This is a genomic window from Amycolatopsis sp. NBC_01480 (genome assembly GCF_036227205.1).
GTDB lineage: Bacteria > Actinomycetota > Actinomycetes > Mycobacteriales > Pseudonocardiaceae > Amycolatopsis.
Genome location: NZ_CP109442.1, coordinates 2,127,800 through 2,142,461 on the forward strand (window position 1 = coordinate 2,127,800; position 14,662 = coordinate 2,142,461).

Here is a 14,662-nt window from a genome sequence, read left to right on the forward strand (position 1 = left end):
CGGACGATGCCCAGCCACCTGTGGCCGACACCGCCGCAGCCTCTGCTGCCGCCGCACCGGAGAGCGCCGCACCGGCGCCGGATAGTCCAACAGAAACGGCTGCAGAGCCGGAAACCGAGACCACCGCTGAATCGGCTGCCGCGCTGGGGTCGAAGCCCACAGAGGACTCGATTGCCGCACCAGAGTCCGCCGCCACAACGGAATCGACTGCCCCGGCCGAGTCGGCTGCGTCTGCAGCCGAGTCAGGCGCTAGGCCAGATTCCATGCCGGAGTCGGAACTGGCCCCAGAGCCGGATGCCGCGCCGGGAGCAACCGACTCGGCGGAGCCAGTCGCCGCGGCAGAACCGACCGTCGCGACGGCGCCGGGGGGCACGACGAGGCCAGTTGTCCCAGCAGGACCAGGCGCAGCAACGGAATCGAGCGGTGCCCCCGCGTCGGTCGCGGTGGTGGACAAGCCACGGGTGCGCGACCGGATTGCCGGAGTTCGGGCGCGGTTGGATGAGCGGATCGAGAAGCTGCCGATTCCCGAGGAGAAGCAGTTCAAGGCCGCAGCGCACAGTGAGGGGGTAACGGCGCGGATCGGGGTGATGCTGGCCGTCACGTTCTCCATCTGTTTCATTACCGGACTGCTCAGTCATCTCATCCAGCATCCGCCGGGGTGGTTCTTCTGGCCCAGCCGGCCGATTTGGCTGTACCGGGTGACGCAGGGCGCGCACGTGATCTCGGGCATCGCGTCGATTCCGTTGCTGCTGGCGAAATTGTGGAGCGTGTTCCCGAAACTGTTCGGGCGGCCCGTCGTGCGGTCGTTGCCGCATGCGCTGGAGCGGCTCTCGATCCTGGTGTTGTCCGGGTCCGCGTTTTTCGAGCTGAGCACGGGGCTGCTGAACGTCGCGCAGAACTACCCATGGGGCTTCTACTTCCCCCAGGTGCACTACGCGGTGGCGTGGCTGGCGATCGGGTCGATCCTGGTGCACATCGCGGTGAAGCTGCCGGTCGTGCGGCGGGCGCTGACTCGGGAATCCGTAGCCGACCCGGAAACCACAGCTCGTCCAGCCGCCGACCTCCCTGAAACCGACAGCCTCCCGGAACTCGCGGCCCACTCGGAATCCGGAACCCGCGCAGCAGCTGCCAATCGACCGGCCCGCCAGGACGGTCTGTCCCGCCGCGATTTCCTGCGCACCACCTGGATCGCCACCGGGGTGGCCGTGGTCGCGACCGCGGGCGCCACCGTTCCGTTGCTGCGCAACGTCTCCGGCCTCTCCTGGAAGACCGGCAAGGGCACGCAGGGCCTCCCGGTGAACCGCACCGCCGTCGCGGCCGGTGTCATGCAAACCGCTCGGGACGCGGCGTGGCGGCTGTCCGTCGTCACGACCGCGCGGACCACCCAGTTCTCCCTCGACGAGTTGCGTGCGCTGCCGCAGACGACCGTCGAGCTGCCGATCGCCTGTGTTGAAGGGTGGAGCCAGTCCGCGGTGTGGCGGGGTATCACCGTGCCGTCGCTGCTGCGGGCCGCGGGCAGCCGGCCGGGGGTGGACCTGCGGGTGTCCTCATTGGAGAAAGGCGGGATCTACGGCGTCACCATGCTGCCCGGCGAGCACACCAGCGACAACGACACGCTGCTCGCCCTGGAGCTGAACGGCGAGGTGCTCGACATCGACCACGGGTTCCCGTGTCGGATCATCGCCCCCAGCCGGCCCGGGGTGCTGCAGACCAAATGGGTCTCGAAGCTGGAGGTGCTGTGAAAGCGATCCGGATCCTGCTCGCGCTGGGCGGACTCGCCGCGCTGGGCTTCGGGGTGTCGTTGTTCCTGGACTACGCGCTGCCGGTGCGGCCGGACGTCGTCAAGACGCTCGTCTGGCTCGTCGGGGCGCCGGTGTTCCACGACGCCGTGATCGCGCCCGTGGTCGGCGTCGGCGGGTTGTTGCTCAGCCGCGTCGTGCCCATACCGTGGAAAGCCCCGGTGATGGCCGGGACGGTGCTGACCGCCGTGCTCGGCATCCTCGCGTTCCCCTTGCTCTGGCGGACTTACGGCACGGCGCCGGAACCCGGTCTGCACGACGGGAACACCTGGCTGGGCCTGCTCGTCACGCTCGCGGTGGTCTGGGCCCTCGTACTGCTGGCCGGGATCGTCCGCACGATCGCCGGGAACGGGAGGAAAAACCGGAAGCCTTCCCGTACCGCCTCCGACTCGGTACGGAAAGGCCTCCGTGGGGCGTGAGGTGCCCACACCCCACCAGCCCCAAACGTCAAATGCCCACGAATCTTTCAAGCCGCGCGAAACCACTGGTCAAACGCTTCACCCGGGCAGAAAAAACGGCCACGCGCGACCGGCGTCGAAAGCCGGTCGCGCGTGGCCTGCAAGGGTCCGGCCCCGATCAAGGGGGTCGAGCCTGGCTGGTCTCGGCCGCGGCTTGGCGGCCGAGCGCTCTAGTTGGACGGCACGGGCTGACCGCCCAGGGTCACCGGCACCGTGCGGCCGTCGGAGAGGGTGAAGGTCACCTTCTCGTCCGGGGCGCGGGTGCGGATGGCCGCGATCAGCGTGTTGGCGCTGTCGATGGTGCGGCCCTCGATCTTGGTGACCACGTCGCCGGACTTGAGGCCGGCCTTCTCGGCCGGGCTGCCGGGCGTGATGTCGCCCAGCTGGGCGCCGCCGTTCTGCGCGTCCTGCACCTTGGCGCCGATGTAGGTCTGGGTGGCGTGGCCGGTCTTGATGATGTCGTCGGCGGTGCGGCGGGCCTGGTCGATCGGGATGGCGAAGCCGATGCCGACGTTGCCGCCCTGCTGGCTACCACCCTGGCCGCCCTGCCCGGACTGCGGGCTGTAGATCGCCGAGTTGATGCCGATGACCTGGCCGTTCATGTTCGCCAGCGGGCCGCCGGAGTTGCCCGGGTTGATCGCCGCGTCGGTCTGGACGGCGTCCATCACCGTGGTCTGGTCGGTTTGGTCGCCGCCCGCCTGCACCGGCCGGTGCAGCGAGCTGACGATGCCGGACGTGACGGTGCCGGCCAGCTCGAACGGCGAGCCGATGGCCACCACCGGCTGGCCGACCTTGAGGTCGTCGGACCGGCCGAGCTCGACCGGGGTGAGCCCGTTGACCCCGCTGACCTTCACCACGGCGATGTCCGTGGTCGGGTCGCGGCCCACCACCTGCGCGGCCGCCTTCTTGCCGTCCTGGAACACGGCCTGGATCTGGCCGCCGTTCGCGGCGACCTCGACCACGTGGTTGTTGGTCAGGATGTAGCCGTCGGTGCTGAGGATGAAACCGGAGCCCTCACCCGCGGCAGTGCGGCCGGAGACCTGCAGCTCGACCACGCTCGGCGAAAGCTTCTGCGCCACCGACTCGATCGAGCCGGCCGGCGCGTTTCCGGTCTGCTGGGCCGGTTTCGGCTGGTCGAGCGCGTTCACCGTGGGACCGGAGGAGCCACCCGTCAGGTAGCCGACGGTGCCGCCCGCGACGCCGCCGATCACCAGCGCGATCGCGGCGACACCGGCCAGCAGCCGGCCGGGGCCGGACTTCTTGGGCTGGGCCGGGGCCGCGGCGTAGATCGAGGTGTTCGGCTGCGCGCCCGAAGCCGCGTACGGGTTCGTGGGCTGCGCCGTGCCGCCGGTCGGCGGGTACGGGTTGTGCTGGGCCTGCGTCTGACCGGTCTGGGGCTGGCCCGGCGGGACCTGGGGCTGACCCGGCTGACCCGGTTGGACCTGAGGCCCCTGCGCACCTTGGGGCGACCACGGGCTCGGCGCGCCGTACACCGCGTCGCCACCGGTGGGCGCGGCGTAGGTCGGCTCGGCCGGAGCCTGGTATGGGGTCGGTTCGCCCGAAGCGGGCGGGGTACCGGGTGACTGGCTCCAGGCCGCCTGGCCCTCGGTGCCCGGCTGGGCACCCGGGTTCTGGCGACCCGCCGCGGAGTCCGGCGCGTGGGGGTCGTTCTCGGTCATGTCCTTCACCTAAGCGGGTGGGCCTGAGAGGTTCCTGAGCCGAAGCTGTGTTTCGGAGATGAGTCTGCCACCCCGGCGCCCGCTCAGCCCGCCGCGCGCAGCCGTTCCGCGATCTGCTCCGGCGTCGCGTCGTTGATCCACACGGCCATGCCCGACTCCGAGCCGGCCAGGTACTTCAGCTTGTCCTTCGAGCGCAGCACGGAGAACAGCTCCAGGTGCAGCCAGCCCAGGTCGCGGTCGCGGTGCACCGGCGCCTGGTGCCAGCCCGCGATGTAGGGCAGCGGGCGGTCGTACAGGGCGTCGCAGCGGCGCAACACGTCGAGGTACACCCGCGAGAAGTCGTCGCGCTCCTCGGCGGTCAGCGAAGGGATGTCGGGCACCTGCCGGTGCGCCACGATCTGGATGTGCACCGGCCAGCGCGCGGCGGGCGGCACGAACGCGGTCCAGTGCTCGCCGGCGGCGATCACGCGGGCGCCGGACTTCTGCTCCGCCGCCAGCACGTCGCCCATCACCGGGCGGCCGTGCTCCTGGGCGTACGCGCGCGCGACGTCCAGCATTCGCTCGGTCTTCGGCGTGACGAACGGGTAGCCGTAGATCTGGCCGTGCGGGTGGGAGAGCGTCACGCCGATCTCCTCCCCGCGGTTCTCGAACGGGAAGACCTGCTCGACGCCCGGGGTCTCGCCCAGCGCCGTGGTGCGGTCGGCCCACGCGTCGACGACCAGACGCACCTGCTCGGGGCTCAGCCGGGAGAACGCGCCGTCGTGGTTGCTGGTGAAGCAGACGACCTCGCAGCGGCCGCGGCCGGGCGCCGTCGGCACCAGACCCAGACCGTCCACACTGGACGGCTCGCCGGAGACGTTCTGGGAGAACGAGGGGAAGCGGTTCTCGAAGACGACCACGTCGTAGTCGGCCTCGGGCACCTCGCTCGGCTTGCCGGGCCGCGTCGGGCACAGCGGGCAGAGGTCGGCGGGCGGCTTGTACGTGCGGGTCTGGCGGTGCGCCGCCATCGCGACCCACTCGCGGGTCAGCGGGTCGAGGCGGATCTCCGACGCGGCGGCCACCGGCGGGAGGTCCCGGGTGTCCTCGGCGACGCGCTCGGGCGCGCCGGGCTGGTCGAAGTAGATGATCTCCCGGCCGTCGGCCAGGTGTCGCAAGGTGCGCTTCACGCTTCTTCAGCCTCGAAACTCTCCGCCGTCTCGGCGATCATGACTTCTCCTGCGCGTTCGGCGAGGGTCTCCCTCGCGGAGTCGGAAAGGCCGTCGTCGGTGACCACCACGTGCGCCTCGTCCAGGTCGGCGATGGTCGAGATGCCGACGGTCCCCCACTTGGTGTGGTCGGCGAGCACCACGAGCTTGCGGCCGGCTTCGACCAGCGCGCGGTCGGTCTCGCTCTCGGTGAGGTTCGGCGTGGTGAAGCCCGCGCCCTCGGCCATCCCGTGCACGCCGAGGAAGACCAGGTCGAGGTGCAGCGAGCGCAGGCTGTGCACGGCGACGGGGCCGACCAGCGCGTCGGACGGCGTCCGCACGCCGCCGGTGAGCACCACGGTGCGCTCGGGCTGGGTCGACGCGCGCAGTACGTCGGCGACCTGGATCGAGTTCGTGACGATGGTGAGGCCCGGGATCGCGTCGAGCGCGCGGGCGAGCGTCCACGTGGTGGTGCCGGCCGAGAGGCCGATCGCGGTGCCGGGCTTGACCAAACCGGCGGCGACCGTGGCGATGGCCTCCTTCTGCGCGCGCTGGCGCACGGACTTCGCCTCGAAGCCGGGCTCGTCGGTGCTCTTGCCGACCACCGAGGTCGCGCCGCCGTAGACCTTCTCGACGAGGCCGCGGCCGGCGAGCACGTCGAGGTCGCGGCGCACCGTCATGTCGGACACGCCCAGCCTCGTCACGAGGTCACTGACCCGGACCGCACCGGTCCGGCGTGCCTCTTCGAGGATCACCGCCTGTCGCTGCCGCGCGAGCACCGCCACTCCCCAATACAAGGCGTCAACCGAAACCATCAACTACACAAAATCCTACACGATTCAACATGTCTCGTGCGGGACGCGCCACCCGCACGGCGTCCCCCGTGCGGGCGAGCCCCCAGAGGGAGTGGCCCGATATCTGAGACGCCGCCCGGAGCCGATGGTTCCGGGCGGCGTCTGCGGCCGTTCAGCGCGGTGGCTCAGCCCGGCGCCCCCGGGAGCCGGATGGTGAGCAGGGCCCCGCCTTCGGGCGCGCGCATCGCGTAGACGTTGCCGCCGTGGCGTTCGGCGGCGTGCTTGACGATCGCCAGTCCCAGCCCGGAGCCGGGCAGCGTGCGGGCCTCCGACGAGCGGTAGAAGCGGTCGAACACCTTGGGCAGGTCCTCTTCGGCGATGCCCGGGCCGGCGTCGGCGACCTCGACCACCGCCGTGCCGTCGCCCAGCGCGCGCAGCGAAACCCGCACGCGCGAGCCCGGCGGCGAGAACTTGACGGCGTTGTCCAGGAGGTTGAGCACCGCGCGTTCCAGCCCGCTGTTGTCGCCGGTGAGCACCCACGGCTCCAGCGTCACGTCGAACTCGATCTCGCCGGCGCGGCGGCGGGCGCGGTCCAGCGCGCGCTCGACGACCTCGACCAGCTCGACGCGTTCGGTGTGCTCGCGCGGCTCGTCCTGCCGGGCCAGCTCCACGAGGTCGCCGATGAGCTGCGTCAGCTCGTCGATCTGCCCGCGGATGTCGGCCTCGATGTCCGCGCGGTCCTCCTCCGGCAGCGTGCGCGAGCCCGGCCGGCTGGCCGAGAGCAGCAGCTCCAGGTTGGTGCGCAAGGAAGTCAGCGGGGTGCGCAGCTCGTGGCCGGCGTCGGCGACGAGCTGGCGCTGCCGTTCCTGCGAGTCGGCGACCGTGCCGAGCATCGTGTTGAAGCTCTGCGTGAGCCGGGCCAGCTCGTCGTCGCCGCTGACCGGGATGGGGCGCAGGTCGCCGGTGGCGGCGACGCGCTCGGCAGCCGAGGTCAGGCGGTCGACCGGCCGCAGACCGGCGCGCGCGACGGCTGTGCCCGCGCCCGCGGCCACCACGATCCCGGCGCCGCCCACCAGGAACAGCACCACGGCCAGCTCGTTCAGCGTCCGCTTGGTCGGCTCCATGGACTGCGCGAGCACCATCGCCTCGCCGTGCCCGGACGGGAGCGCGACCACCCTCGTGTCCGTCGCGACGTCCGTGCGCAGCGATTGCGGCGACTGCCCCGCGGCCACGGCCAGCTCGGGCGCCCCGTACGGCGGCGGCGAGCCGGCCTGCGGGTACGTCAGCTCGTTCGTCAACGCGTTCAGCTGGCCGATCTGCAGGTCCGCGCTCGCCAGGAACGCGCCGGGGACCTGCTTCAGCTGCGCCTGCACCGGCGGCGAGTCGACCGCCGCCTGCGCGCGGGCCAGCAGGTTGTCGTCGAGCTGCTGGTAGAGGTTGCTGGAGACGATCATGTACGCGCCGAGCGAGACGAGCGCGACGGCGCCGGCCACGCAGGCCGCGGCCAGCAGCGTCACCCGGCCGCGCAGCGAGAACCGGCGGGTGCTCCAGCGGTCGCCGCGCGGGTCGGTGACGTCGACCACCGGAACGGCGCCGGTCACGGCGGGGTTTCGCGCAGGACGTACCCCACGCCCCGCACCGTGTGGATCAGCCTCGGCTCCCCGTCCGCTTCCGTCTTGCGGCGCAAGTAGCCGACGTAGACCTCCAGCGCGTTGCCCGACGTCGGGAAGTCGTAACCCCATACTTCCTCCAGAATCCTTCCCCGCGTCAGCACGTGCTTGGGGTACGAGAGAAACAGTTCGAGCAGCGCGAACTCGGTCCGGGTGAGGCTGATCTCGCGGCCGCCGCGGCGGACCTCGCGGGTGCCCGGGTCCAGCGTCAGGTCGGCGAACGACAGCACTTCCGACGTCTCGCCCGGCTGGTTGTCCGGCACGGCGCGGCGCAGCAGCGCGCGCAGCCGGGCCAGCAGCTCCTCCAGCGCGAACGGCTTGGGCAGGTAGTCGTCGGCGCCGGCGTCGAGGCCGGAGACCCGGTCGGAAACGGTGTCGCGGGCGGTCAGCACGAGGATCGGCAGATCGTCGCCGGTGCTGCGCAGGCGGCGCGCCACCTCGAGCCCGTCGAGGCGCGGCATCATCACGTCGAGCACCATCGCGTCCGGCCGGTTCGCGATGATCGCTTCCAGGGCCTGCGCACCGTCGCCGGCGAGTTCCACCTGGTAGCCGTTGAACTCCAGGGATCGCCTGAGCGATTCACGGACGGCGCGGTCGTCGTCCACCACAAGGATGCGCATGGCGTCAGTCTTACGCAGCGTGCTGAGACTCGCCTAAGAACACACTCAGAACACACAAAGGATTAGTCACGTTCCGGTTCCGGACCGGGCGGCCTGGCCACCGGCGCGTTCCAGTGCCGCCAGAGCGCGAGCATCCGGACGGCGACCACGGCGGCGGCCGCCACGATCGTGACCGGCCCGGCCGGCCATTTCAGCTCGTGACCGATGGCGACGAGCACCGCCCCGGCCAGCGCCGCGACCGCGTAGATCTCTTTGCGCAGGACCAGCGGGATCTCGCGCAGCAGCAGGTCGCGCACGGCGCCGCCGCCGATGCCGGTGGTCATGCCGATCAGGCACGCGGCGTACACGGTGGCGCCGGAGTTGAGCGCGATCGTCGTCCCGCTGGTGGCGAAGACGCCCAGCCCCAGCGCGTCGGCGAGCAGCACGGCGCGCCGCAGCCGCGCGACCTGCGGGTGGAACGCGAACACGACCAGCGCCGTGGCCGCGCACACCGCGAGGTACGGCCAGTTGCGCAGCGTGGTCGGCGGGTGGATGCCCAGCAGCACGTCGCGGATGACGCCACCGCCCAGCGCCGTGGTGAGGCCGACGATGACCACGCCGAACACGTCGAGCCGCGCCCGCACCGCGGCGAGCGCGCCCGAGGCCGCGAACGCCACGAGCCCCAGGAACTCGAGCGCGGTGAGCGCCATCTACTGGTCGAGCAGCCCGCCGCGGTAGGCCAGGAGCGCGGCCTGCACGCGGTTGGCGGCGCCGATCTTGGAGAGCACCGCGGAGACGTACCCCTTGACCGTGGCCTCGGACAGGTGCAGCCGCCCGCCGATCTCCGCGTTGGACAGCCCCTGCCCGATCAGCGCGACGACCTCCCGCTCGCGCTCGGAAAGCGAGGCGAGCAGCTTGCGCGCGGGCTGGGCGGCGCGCTGCTCGTCGCGGTGGGTCTGCACCATCCGCGCGGCCACCCCGGGATCGAGGACGGCGCCGCCTTTGGCCAGGTCGCGCACGGCGCGCAGCAACGCGGCGGGGTCGATGTCCTTCAGCAGGAACCCGTTCGCGCCGAGCCGCAGCGCGAGGCTGACGTACTCGTCGATGTCGAACGTGGTCAGCATCGCGACGGTGGGCGGGTCGGGCAGCGCGAGGATGGCCCGCAGCGCCCGGATGCCGTCGTCCGGCGCCCGCATCTTGATGTCCAGCAGGGCCACGTCCGGGTGATACCGGCGCGCGACCTCCACCGCGGATCTGCCGTCGCTCGCCTCGCCCACGATCTCGATGTCCGCAGCTCCGGACATCATGGCGCGCAGCCCCGAACGAACCAGTTCCTCGTCGTCGGCGAACATGAGCTTGATCAACGAAGCCCTCCGGCAGCCGGTGGTGGAGGCGGCTCCCCGCATCCCGTTAAGGAAGATTACCTACTGTTGTTCAGGGTTTCGAAACCAGACACGACCAGGTGATGGGACTGGTCCGCATGGGCGCCCGTGTAGCCAGGTCCAGCCCGCCGGAGGTCCCCCACATGGGCGACTACTTGCGTCGCGTGCCCTGGTGCTTCCCCTGGGCCGGCTTACCGGTAGTCTTCGGATGGCTACACATGCCCTCGTAGCTCAGGGGATAGAGCACCGCTCTCCTAAAGCGGGTGTCGCAGGTTCGAATCCTGCCGGGGGCGCGAACGAGCCAGTATCCGAACTGTGCGAACCTTTGCACTTCAGGCGGTGACAGTGACCGAACTGTTACCTCGTAGGGACGCGCCGCGCCATGAGCGGATGATCGTCTGGGGCAGGTGGGGAGCTCTGCCAGGCTGAGACGTGCTGGCGGCTCTCGCTGGTGAACGACTCCCGCGTCCATCCGTCCGTGTCGCGTAGTAGGGACCGGAAACACCGTTGCGGAAACAGTCCCCCCATGGCGGCGTTCGACAAGCTGGGCGTGCGCGTCTGCCACGCCTGGGGCATGACCGAGACGTCTCCGCTCGGCACTGTCGCCCGGGCCCCGGCAGGCGTCGAACCTGACAGTGCGGAGGAGTTCGCATATCGGCTCACCCAGGGGCGTTTCCCGGCGGGCGTGGAGGCGCGACTGACCGGTCCCGACGGCGAGCACCTGCCTTGGGACGGCAAGGCCGTTGGCGAGCTCGAGGTCCGCGGCCCGTGGATTACCGGCGCGTATTACGGAGGCGGCGGCGCGAAGGGCGAACCGCTGCGCCCCGCCGACAAGTTCAGCCAGGACGGCTGGCTCAAGACCGGCGACGTCGGCACAATCAGCCACGACGGCTACCTCACCCTCACCAAGGACGTCATCAAGTCCGGCGGCGAATGGATCTCCAGCGTCGACCTCGAGACCGCCCTGATGTCCCACCCTTACCTCGCCGCGGCCGCCGTCATCGCCGTGTCGGACGACAAGTGGGACGAACGGCCGCTTGCCACAATTGTGTTGAAGGAGGGCGCGAGTACGGATTTCGAGACGCTGCGCGCGTCCTCGCCGAGCGGGTCGCCAAATGGCAGGTGCCAGAACGCTGGACGATCATTCCTGCGCTCCCGATGACCAGCGTCGGAAAGTTCGACAAGAAAGCGTTGCGCAAACAGTACGCGGACGGCGAGCTCGATGTCACCACGTTCTGACCTCCCCTGGCCCGGTGGACCTGATTCAGCGTCTGTACACAGCAGATTGAGAGGAGCAATGGCCTTGCCGAAAGACCTGATTCAGACCGATGTCGCGATCATCGGGGGCGGGTTGGTCGGGCCGTCCTGTGCCTACCGTCTGAACGCCGCTGGGGTACCGAGCCTGGTGTTCGAGAAGGAGCCGTTCGTCGGCGGTCGAACCAAGATGATCTCAATCGCCGACGAGTTCGTGCCCAGCGGCGCCGGGGCCGTCTACCGTGGAACGCCGACCGATCGGCTGTGCGGCGAGCTGGGCATCGAACGGTCCCCGATTCGCCCGGCAGCCGGTGCACCGGCAACGGATTCCAGCCGGTGGGCGGCGCTGCTTCCGGTTGATCCGGCAACGCCGAGTGGAAACAGCAGAAATCCCGCGAGGGCCGCCGATGCTCCCAGGCCGTAGCCCATCTCCGGCGAGAGCGACGATGGTGGGGAACGAGACCAGGATGGCGCCCGTAGGCGAAGGCGATCACGAATGCGTTCACGCACAAGACGGGGACGCCTCGCCCGCCGATCCGCAGGTCCAGGATCGGGGTTTTCCCGCCTGGGCGTCGCCGCGGTGACCGCAGTTGGTCACCGCGTCCCGGCGCCGGCCGCCCTTGCTGTCATTTCGGCTCGCCGCTGCGCCCGTTGTCGATGCGCACGTCGGACGGAGCTACCAAATCGCCGCGCTCGTCGACGAACCGGACGGTGAGGGGAGTGCCGTCCGGACTGAAGAAGCGCAGCGCCGGCTGGTCACTGGGGCGGTACCGGTCGCCCCACTGCTGCAGCGCGGCCACCGCCAGCGCGAGTTCCCGGCCGGCCGCGGTGAGGTGGTAGCTGAACCGGGCGCGCTGGCCGGTTTCGCGGTACTCCCGCCGCTCCAGGATCCGGCTTTCGACGAGGGCCGCCAGCCGGTTGCTGAGCACATCCGAGGCGATGCCGAGCACGTCGCGGAACTCCGAGAAACGGGTGGCCCCGCCGAGCGCCTCGCGCAGGATCAGGAACTTCCAGCGCTCACCGACCATCTCGACGGTCTGGGTGAGTGAGCAGGACTCCACCGCCCCGGCCGGGAGCTCCGCGTTGCCTGCAGTCCGAGTCATGTGCCCATCATCTCAAACACCTAAATTGGCTTTGCCAATCCAGATGCTAGATTGGTGAAGCCAACTTAGATACCCCGGAGGTCACTGTGATTCGCTTCCTCTCCCTGATCGCCCGCCGCCCCGATGTCAGCAAGCAGAAATTCCACGACCATTGGCGCCACCCGCACGGGACCATGGGCCGGCTGATCCCCGGCCTGCTCGACTACGTGCAGGCCCACCAGATCGACACCGCGCTGCTCGGGCTCGATAGGCCGAATATGAGGGCATCGCGATCTCGAGCTTCGACTCGTCCGCGGCGGCGGAGGAGTTGCTGCGGGACCCCCAGTACGTCGACAAGGTCGCGCCGAACGAACCGTCCTTTCAGGACTTGCCGAGGAACAGGTTCTTCTCCACGGAGGAGGAGGTACTTGCCAGCCGGCCGCGCACGGATGGCGAGGGCCACCCCGCCGACGTCCAGTGGAACGTGCTCGACCGCCCCACCAGCGTCCAGCTCCTGCAGTTCGTCCATCTGGACGGCAACGCCGGGTGGGCGGGTGAGGAAGACACCGAGCTGGGCCACCGCCTGCGGGCCTTCCGGCACGTCCGCAACCGGCCGAGCACCGAGGTGCACGGAGCGGACGCGCCGTTTCTCGGTGCTCGGCAGCTATGGTGGCCCACGGTCTCCGCGTTCGAAGAGGGAGTCAGGGCCGCCCCCGGCGCGCTGGCCGAACTCGTTGACCGAGCTGGGCACGCGATCACGATGCTGGCTGTTTCGGAACGCTTCCTGCGCTGAGGTAGCGAGTGATTTCACGCGCGACGGCATCGGGCGCCTCGTAGCCGCAGAGGTGGCCCATGCCGGACAGCAGGACGGCTCGGCCGGCGGGCATCGCGCGGACGTCGTCGATCTGTTTGCTCAGGTCGACAACGGTGTCCCCGCCGGCAAGCACGTAGCAGGTGGGCACCCGCAGGGTCGCCAACTGGTCCGCCTGGCTGGTCAACGCGCCGCCGGCGAGCCAGCCGTGCCACATCTCCTCGGATACGGTCAGCATGTCTTGCGCGAGGCGCGCCGTCTTGCTGGGGTCCGAGGAGATGGCCGCCACGCCCTGTGTGATGCTGTCGGCGTCGCCGAACGCGGCATCGAACCCGGACAGCACGGGGTCCTGGGCAGAGGTGCCCGCCGCGTTCCACGGGACGACGCCGACAAGCGCGTCGATCTCGTCGGGATGATCGAGCGCCATCCGGAGTCCGATCGCACCGCCCAGTGAATAGCCGAGAACGGTGTAGGGCGGTGCCACCACCTCGTGGACGGCGTTCCGGACGAGATCCGCGAGGCCGGGAAGGTGACCGTCGGTGCGGACACCGGCCGATCCAGCGTGCCCGGGCAGGTCAAGGAGAACGAGCCGGAAGCCTGCCAGCCGATCGGCGATCGGACGCCAGATGTCGGTCGAGCAACCGAATCCGGGGAGCAAAACGAGGGCGCGCTCGCCCTGCCCCTGCTCCGTGTAGAACATGCCTGAGCTCGTTCGTGACATCATCGTCTCCTCAGCGAATTGGCTGGTGCCCTTGTCCCGGGACACGCTCCAGCGGAACGAAACCCTGGTCAAAGACCGAGATCGCGACTGATCAGTTCTTTCATGGTCTCGTTCGGCCCGGCCCAGATCTTGGCGACCCGGGCGTCGCGCCAGGCACGGGCGACCCGGTACTCGTTCATGAAGCCGTAGCCGCCGTGCAACTGCACGCAGTGGCCAAGGACCTCGTTCTGCACCTGGGAAGTCCACCATTTGGCCTTCGCTGCGCCGGTCGCGGTCAGCTCGCCGGCCGAGTGGGCCGTGACGCACCGGTCGACGTAAGCCTGACTGACGTCCACCTTCGTATAGAGCTCGGCGAGCAGGAACTTGTTGTGCTGGAACGAACCTATCGAACTACCGAAAGCCGTGCGTTCCTTTGTGTACTCAAATGTCTCGTCGAGAATCTGCTTGGCGTGCGCGAGATTCGAAACCGCGCACCCCAGCCTTTCCTGCGGGAGGTTGCGCATCATGTGGATGAAGCCGCCGTCGAGATCACCCACGATGTCGTCGTCGGTGACCCGCACATCGCCGAAGAACAACTCGGCGGTGTCGGACTCGTCCTGGCCGACCTTGCCGAGCTTGCGGCCACGGCCGAAGCCACGTGCGGTGGCCTCGACGGCGAACAGCGTGATGCCGCGTGCCTTCTTCGCCGGGCTGGTGCGGGCGGCGACCAGCACGAGGTCAGCGGAGTAGCCGTTGGTGATGAAGGCCTTCGACCCGTTGAGTACCCACTCGCCGCCGTCACGAACCGCGGTGGTCTTCAACGCCGCGAGGTCCGATCCACCGGACGGTTCGGTCATCGCGATCGCGGTCAGCAACTGTCCATTCGCGACCTGCGGCAACCATCGCCGGCGCTGTTCCTCGGTGGTGAGGTGGACCAGATAGGGCGCGACAATGTCGGCGTGGATACCGACGCAGGACGCGAGAGCGGCGTTGACCTTGGCCAGTTCCTCCAGCAACACGGCGTTGAAGCGGTAGTCCTGTGCAGCCAGTTCACGGGAACCACCGTGACGTTCGGGAATCGCCAGGCCGAGGAAGCCCTGCTTACCGGCCTCGAGCCAGAACGCTCGCGGCAGCCCTTTGTCCGCGGCGTATTGCCCGACGTTCGGGATCACCGATCGCTCGAGGAACTCCCTGACCGACGAACGGAACGCCTCGTGGTTCTCGCCGTAGATAGTCGCCCTCATCTTGGT

The 14,662-nt window shown here is 69.8% G+C and carries 14 protein-coding genes, 1 tRNA gene and 1 pseudogene; 6 read left to right on the plus strand and 10 right to left on the minus strand.

Going from position 1 to position 14,662, the window contains the following annotated elements:
• Positions 1-587 precede the first annotated feature (587 nt).
• Both OG371_RS09990 and OG371_RS09995 read left to right on the plus strand, forming a co-directional pair.
• Positions 588-1,742, plus strand: coding sequence for a molybdopterin-dependent oxidoreductase (locus OG371_RS09990; protein WP_329072978.1), 1,155 nt, complete (start codon positions 588-590; stop codon positions 1,740-1,742).
• Positions 1,739-2,218, plus strand: a complete 480-nt coding sequence (locus OG371_RS09995) for a hypothetical protein (RefSeq protein ID WP_329067833.1) — start codon at positions 1,739-1,741, stop codon at positions 2,216-2,218. Before OG371_RS09990 ends, OG371_RS09995 begins: the two co-directional genes overlap by 4 nt.
• 209 nt (positions 2,219-2,427) lie before the next feature.
• Here the strand turns inward: OG371_RS09995 and OG371_RS10000 are convergent, their stop codons facing one another.
• The 7 genes from OG371_RS10000 to OG371_RS10030 form a co-directional block, all read right to left on the minus strand.
• Entirely contained in the window at positions 2,428-3,936 is a 1,509-nt protein-coding gene (locus OG371_RS10000; protein WP_329067835.1) for a S1C family serine protease, read from the minus strand.
• 83 nt (positions 3,937-4,019) lie between these two features.
• Positions 4,020-5,102, minus strand: a complete 1,083-nt coding sequence (gene galT, locus OG371_RS10005) for a galactose-1-phosphate uridylyltransferase (RefSeq protein WP_329067837.1) — start codon at positions 5,100-5,102, stop codon at positions 4,020-4,022.
• Complete coding sequence (locus tag OG371_RS10010; protein WP_329067839.1) at positions 5,099-5,935, minus strand: DeoR/GlpR family DNA-binding transcription regulator; 837 nt, start codon at positions 5,933-5,935, stop codon at positions 5,099-5,101. The genes galT and OG371_RS10010 overlap by 4 nt, the downstream gene beginning before the upstream one ends.
• A gap of 164 nt (positions 5,936-6,099) precedes the next feature.
• Positions 6,100-7,515: a HAMP domain-containing sensor histidine kinase gene (locus OG371_RS10015; RefSeq protein WP_329067842.1), complete on the minus strand. Its 1,416-nt coding sequence runs from the start codon at positions 7,513-7,515 to the stop codon at positions 6,100-6,102.
• Complete coding sequence (locus OG371_RS10020; protein WP_329067844.1) at positions 7,512-8,204, minus strand: response regulator transcription factor; 693 nt, start codon at positions 8,202-8,204, stop codon at positions 7,512-7,514. Before OG371_RS10020 ends, OG371_RS10015 begins: the two co-directional genes overlap by 4 nt.
• A 62-nt stretch (positions 8,205-8,266) precedes the next feature.
• Positions 8,267-8,893 carry a trimeric intracellular cation channel family protein gene (locus tag OG371_RS10025; protein WP_329067846.1) on the minus strand — a complete coding sequence of 209 codons (627 nt, stop codon included), beginning with the start codon at positions 8,891-8,893 and terminating at the stop codon, positions 8,267-8,269.
• Complete coding sequence (locus tag OG371_RS10030; RefSeq protein WP_091617461.1) at positions 8,894-9,547, minus strand: response regulator; 654 nt, start codon at positions 9,545-9,547, stop codon at positions 8,894-8,896.
• 238 nt (positions 9,548-9,785) lie between these two features.
• Between OG371_RS10030 and OG371_RS10035 the strand changes: the two genes are divergently transcribed.
• From OG371_RS10035 to OG371_RS10045, 3 genes and pseudogenes are all read left to right on the plus strand, one after another.
• Positions 9,786-9,858 (plus strand) — tRNA-Arg (locus tag OG371_RS10035).
• Positions 9,859-10,082: 224 nt separating this feature from the next.
• Positions 10,083-10,804 (plus strand): annotated as a pseudogene (locus OG371_RS10040) (AMP-binding enzyme); the annotation flags it as partial.
• A gap of 64 nt (positions 10,805-10,868) precedes the next feature.
• The gene (locus OG371_RS10045) at positions 10,869-11,243 is read left to right on the plus strand and encodes an FAD-dependent oxidoreductase (RefSeq protein WP_329067848.1); all 375 of its coding nucleotides are present in this window, start codon (positions 10,869-10,871) and stop codon (positions 11,241-11,243) included.
• 202 nt (positions 11,244-11,445) lie between these two features.
• Here the strand turns inward: OG371_RS10045 and OG371_RS10050 are convergent, their stop codons facing one another.
• Positions 11,446-11,922, minus strand: coding sequence for a winged helix-turn-helix transcriptional regulator (locus OG371_RS10050; RefSeq protein WP_329067850.1), 477 nt, complete (start codon positions 11,920-11,922; stop codon positions 11,446-11,448).
• Between the two features lie 307 nt (positions 11,923-12,229).
• On the opposite strand from OG371_RS10050, the gene OG371_RS10055 reads away from it, so the two are divergent.
• A complete protein-coding gene (locus tag OG371_RS10055; RefSeq protein ID WP_329067852.1) occupies positions 12,230-12,694 on the plus strand; it encodes a hypothetical protein in 465 nt (154 codons plus the stop codon).
• On the opposite strand, the gene OG371_RS10060 is transcribed toward OG371_RS10055, so the two are convergent.
• Positions 12,657-13,412, minus strand: a complete 756-nt coding sequence (locus tag OG371_RS10060; RefSeq protein WP_329067855.1) for an alpha/beta fold hydrolase — start codon at positions 13,410-13,412, stop codon at positions 12,657-12,659. The genes OG371_RS10055 and OG371_RS10060 overlap by 38 nt on opposite strands.
• Positions 13,413-13,501: 89 nt before the next feature.
• The gene (locus OG371_RS10065) at positions 13,502-14,656 is read right to left on the minus strand and encodes an acyl-CoA dehydrogenase family protein (protein ID WP_329067857.1); all 1,155 of its coding nucleotides are present in this window, start codon (positions 14,654-14,656) and stop codon (positions 13,502-13,504) included.
• Positions 14,657-14,662: the final 6 nt, after the last annotated feature.

Excerpts from the sequence above, each read along its gene's own strand:
- OG371_RS10000 (WP_329067835.1), bottom strand. The coding sequence starts at position 3,936 with ATGACCGAGAACGACCCCCACGCGCCGGACTCCGCGGCGGGTCGCCAG.
- OG371_RS09990 (WP_329072978.1), top strand. The coding sequence starts at position 588 with ATGCTGGCCGTCACGTTCTCCATCTGTTTCATTACCGGACTGCTCAGT.
- OG371_RS10010 (WP_329067839.1), bottom strand. The coding sequence starts at position 5,935 with ATGGTTTCGGTTGACGCCTTGTATTGGGGAGTGGCGGTGCTCGCGCGG.
- OG371_RS10060 (WP_329067855.1), bottom strand. The coding sequence starts at position 13,412 with ATGTTCTACACGGAGCAGGGGCAGGGCGAGCGCGCCCTCGTTTTGCTC.
- OG371_RS10020 (WP_329067844.1), bottom strand. The coding sequence starts at position 8,204 with ATGCGCATCCTTGTGGTGGACGACGACCGCGCCGTCCGTGAATCGCTC.
- OG371_RS10050 (WP_329067850.1), bottom strand. The coding sequence starts at position 11,922 with ATGACTCGGACTGCAGGCAACGCGGAGCTCCCGGCCGGGGCGGTGGAG.
- OG371_RS10025 (WP_329067846.1), bottom strand. The coding sequence starts at position 8,893 with ATGGCGCTCACCGCGCTCGAGTTCCTGGGGCTCGTGGCGTTCGCGGCC.
- OG371_RS10065 (WP_329067857.1), bottom strand. The coding sequence starts at position 14,656 with ATGAGGGCGACTATCTACGGCGAGAACCACGAGGCGTTCCGTTCGTCG.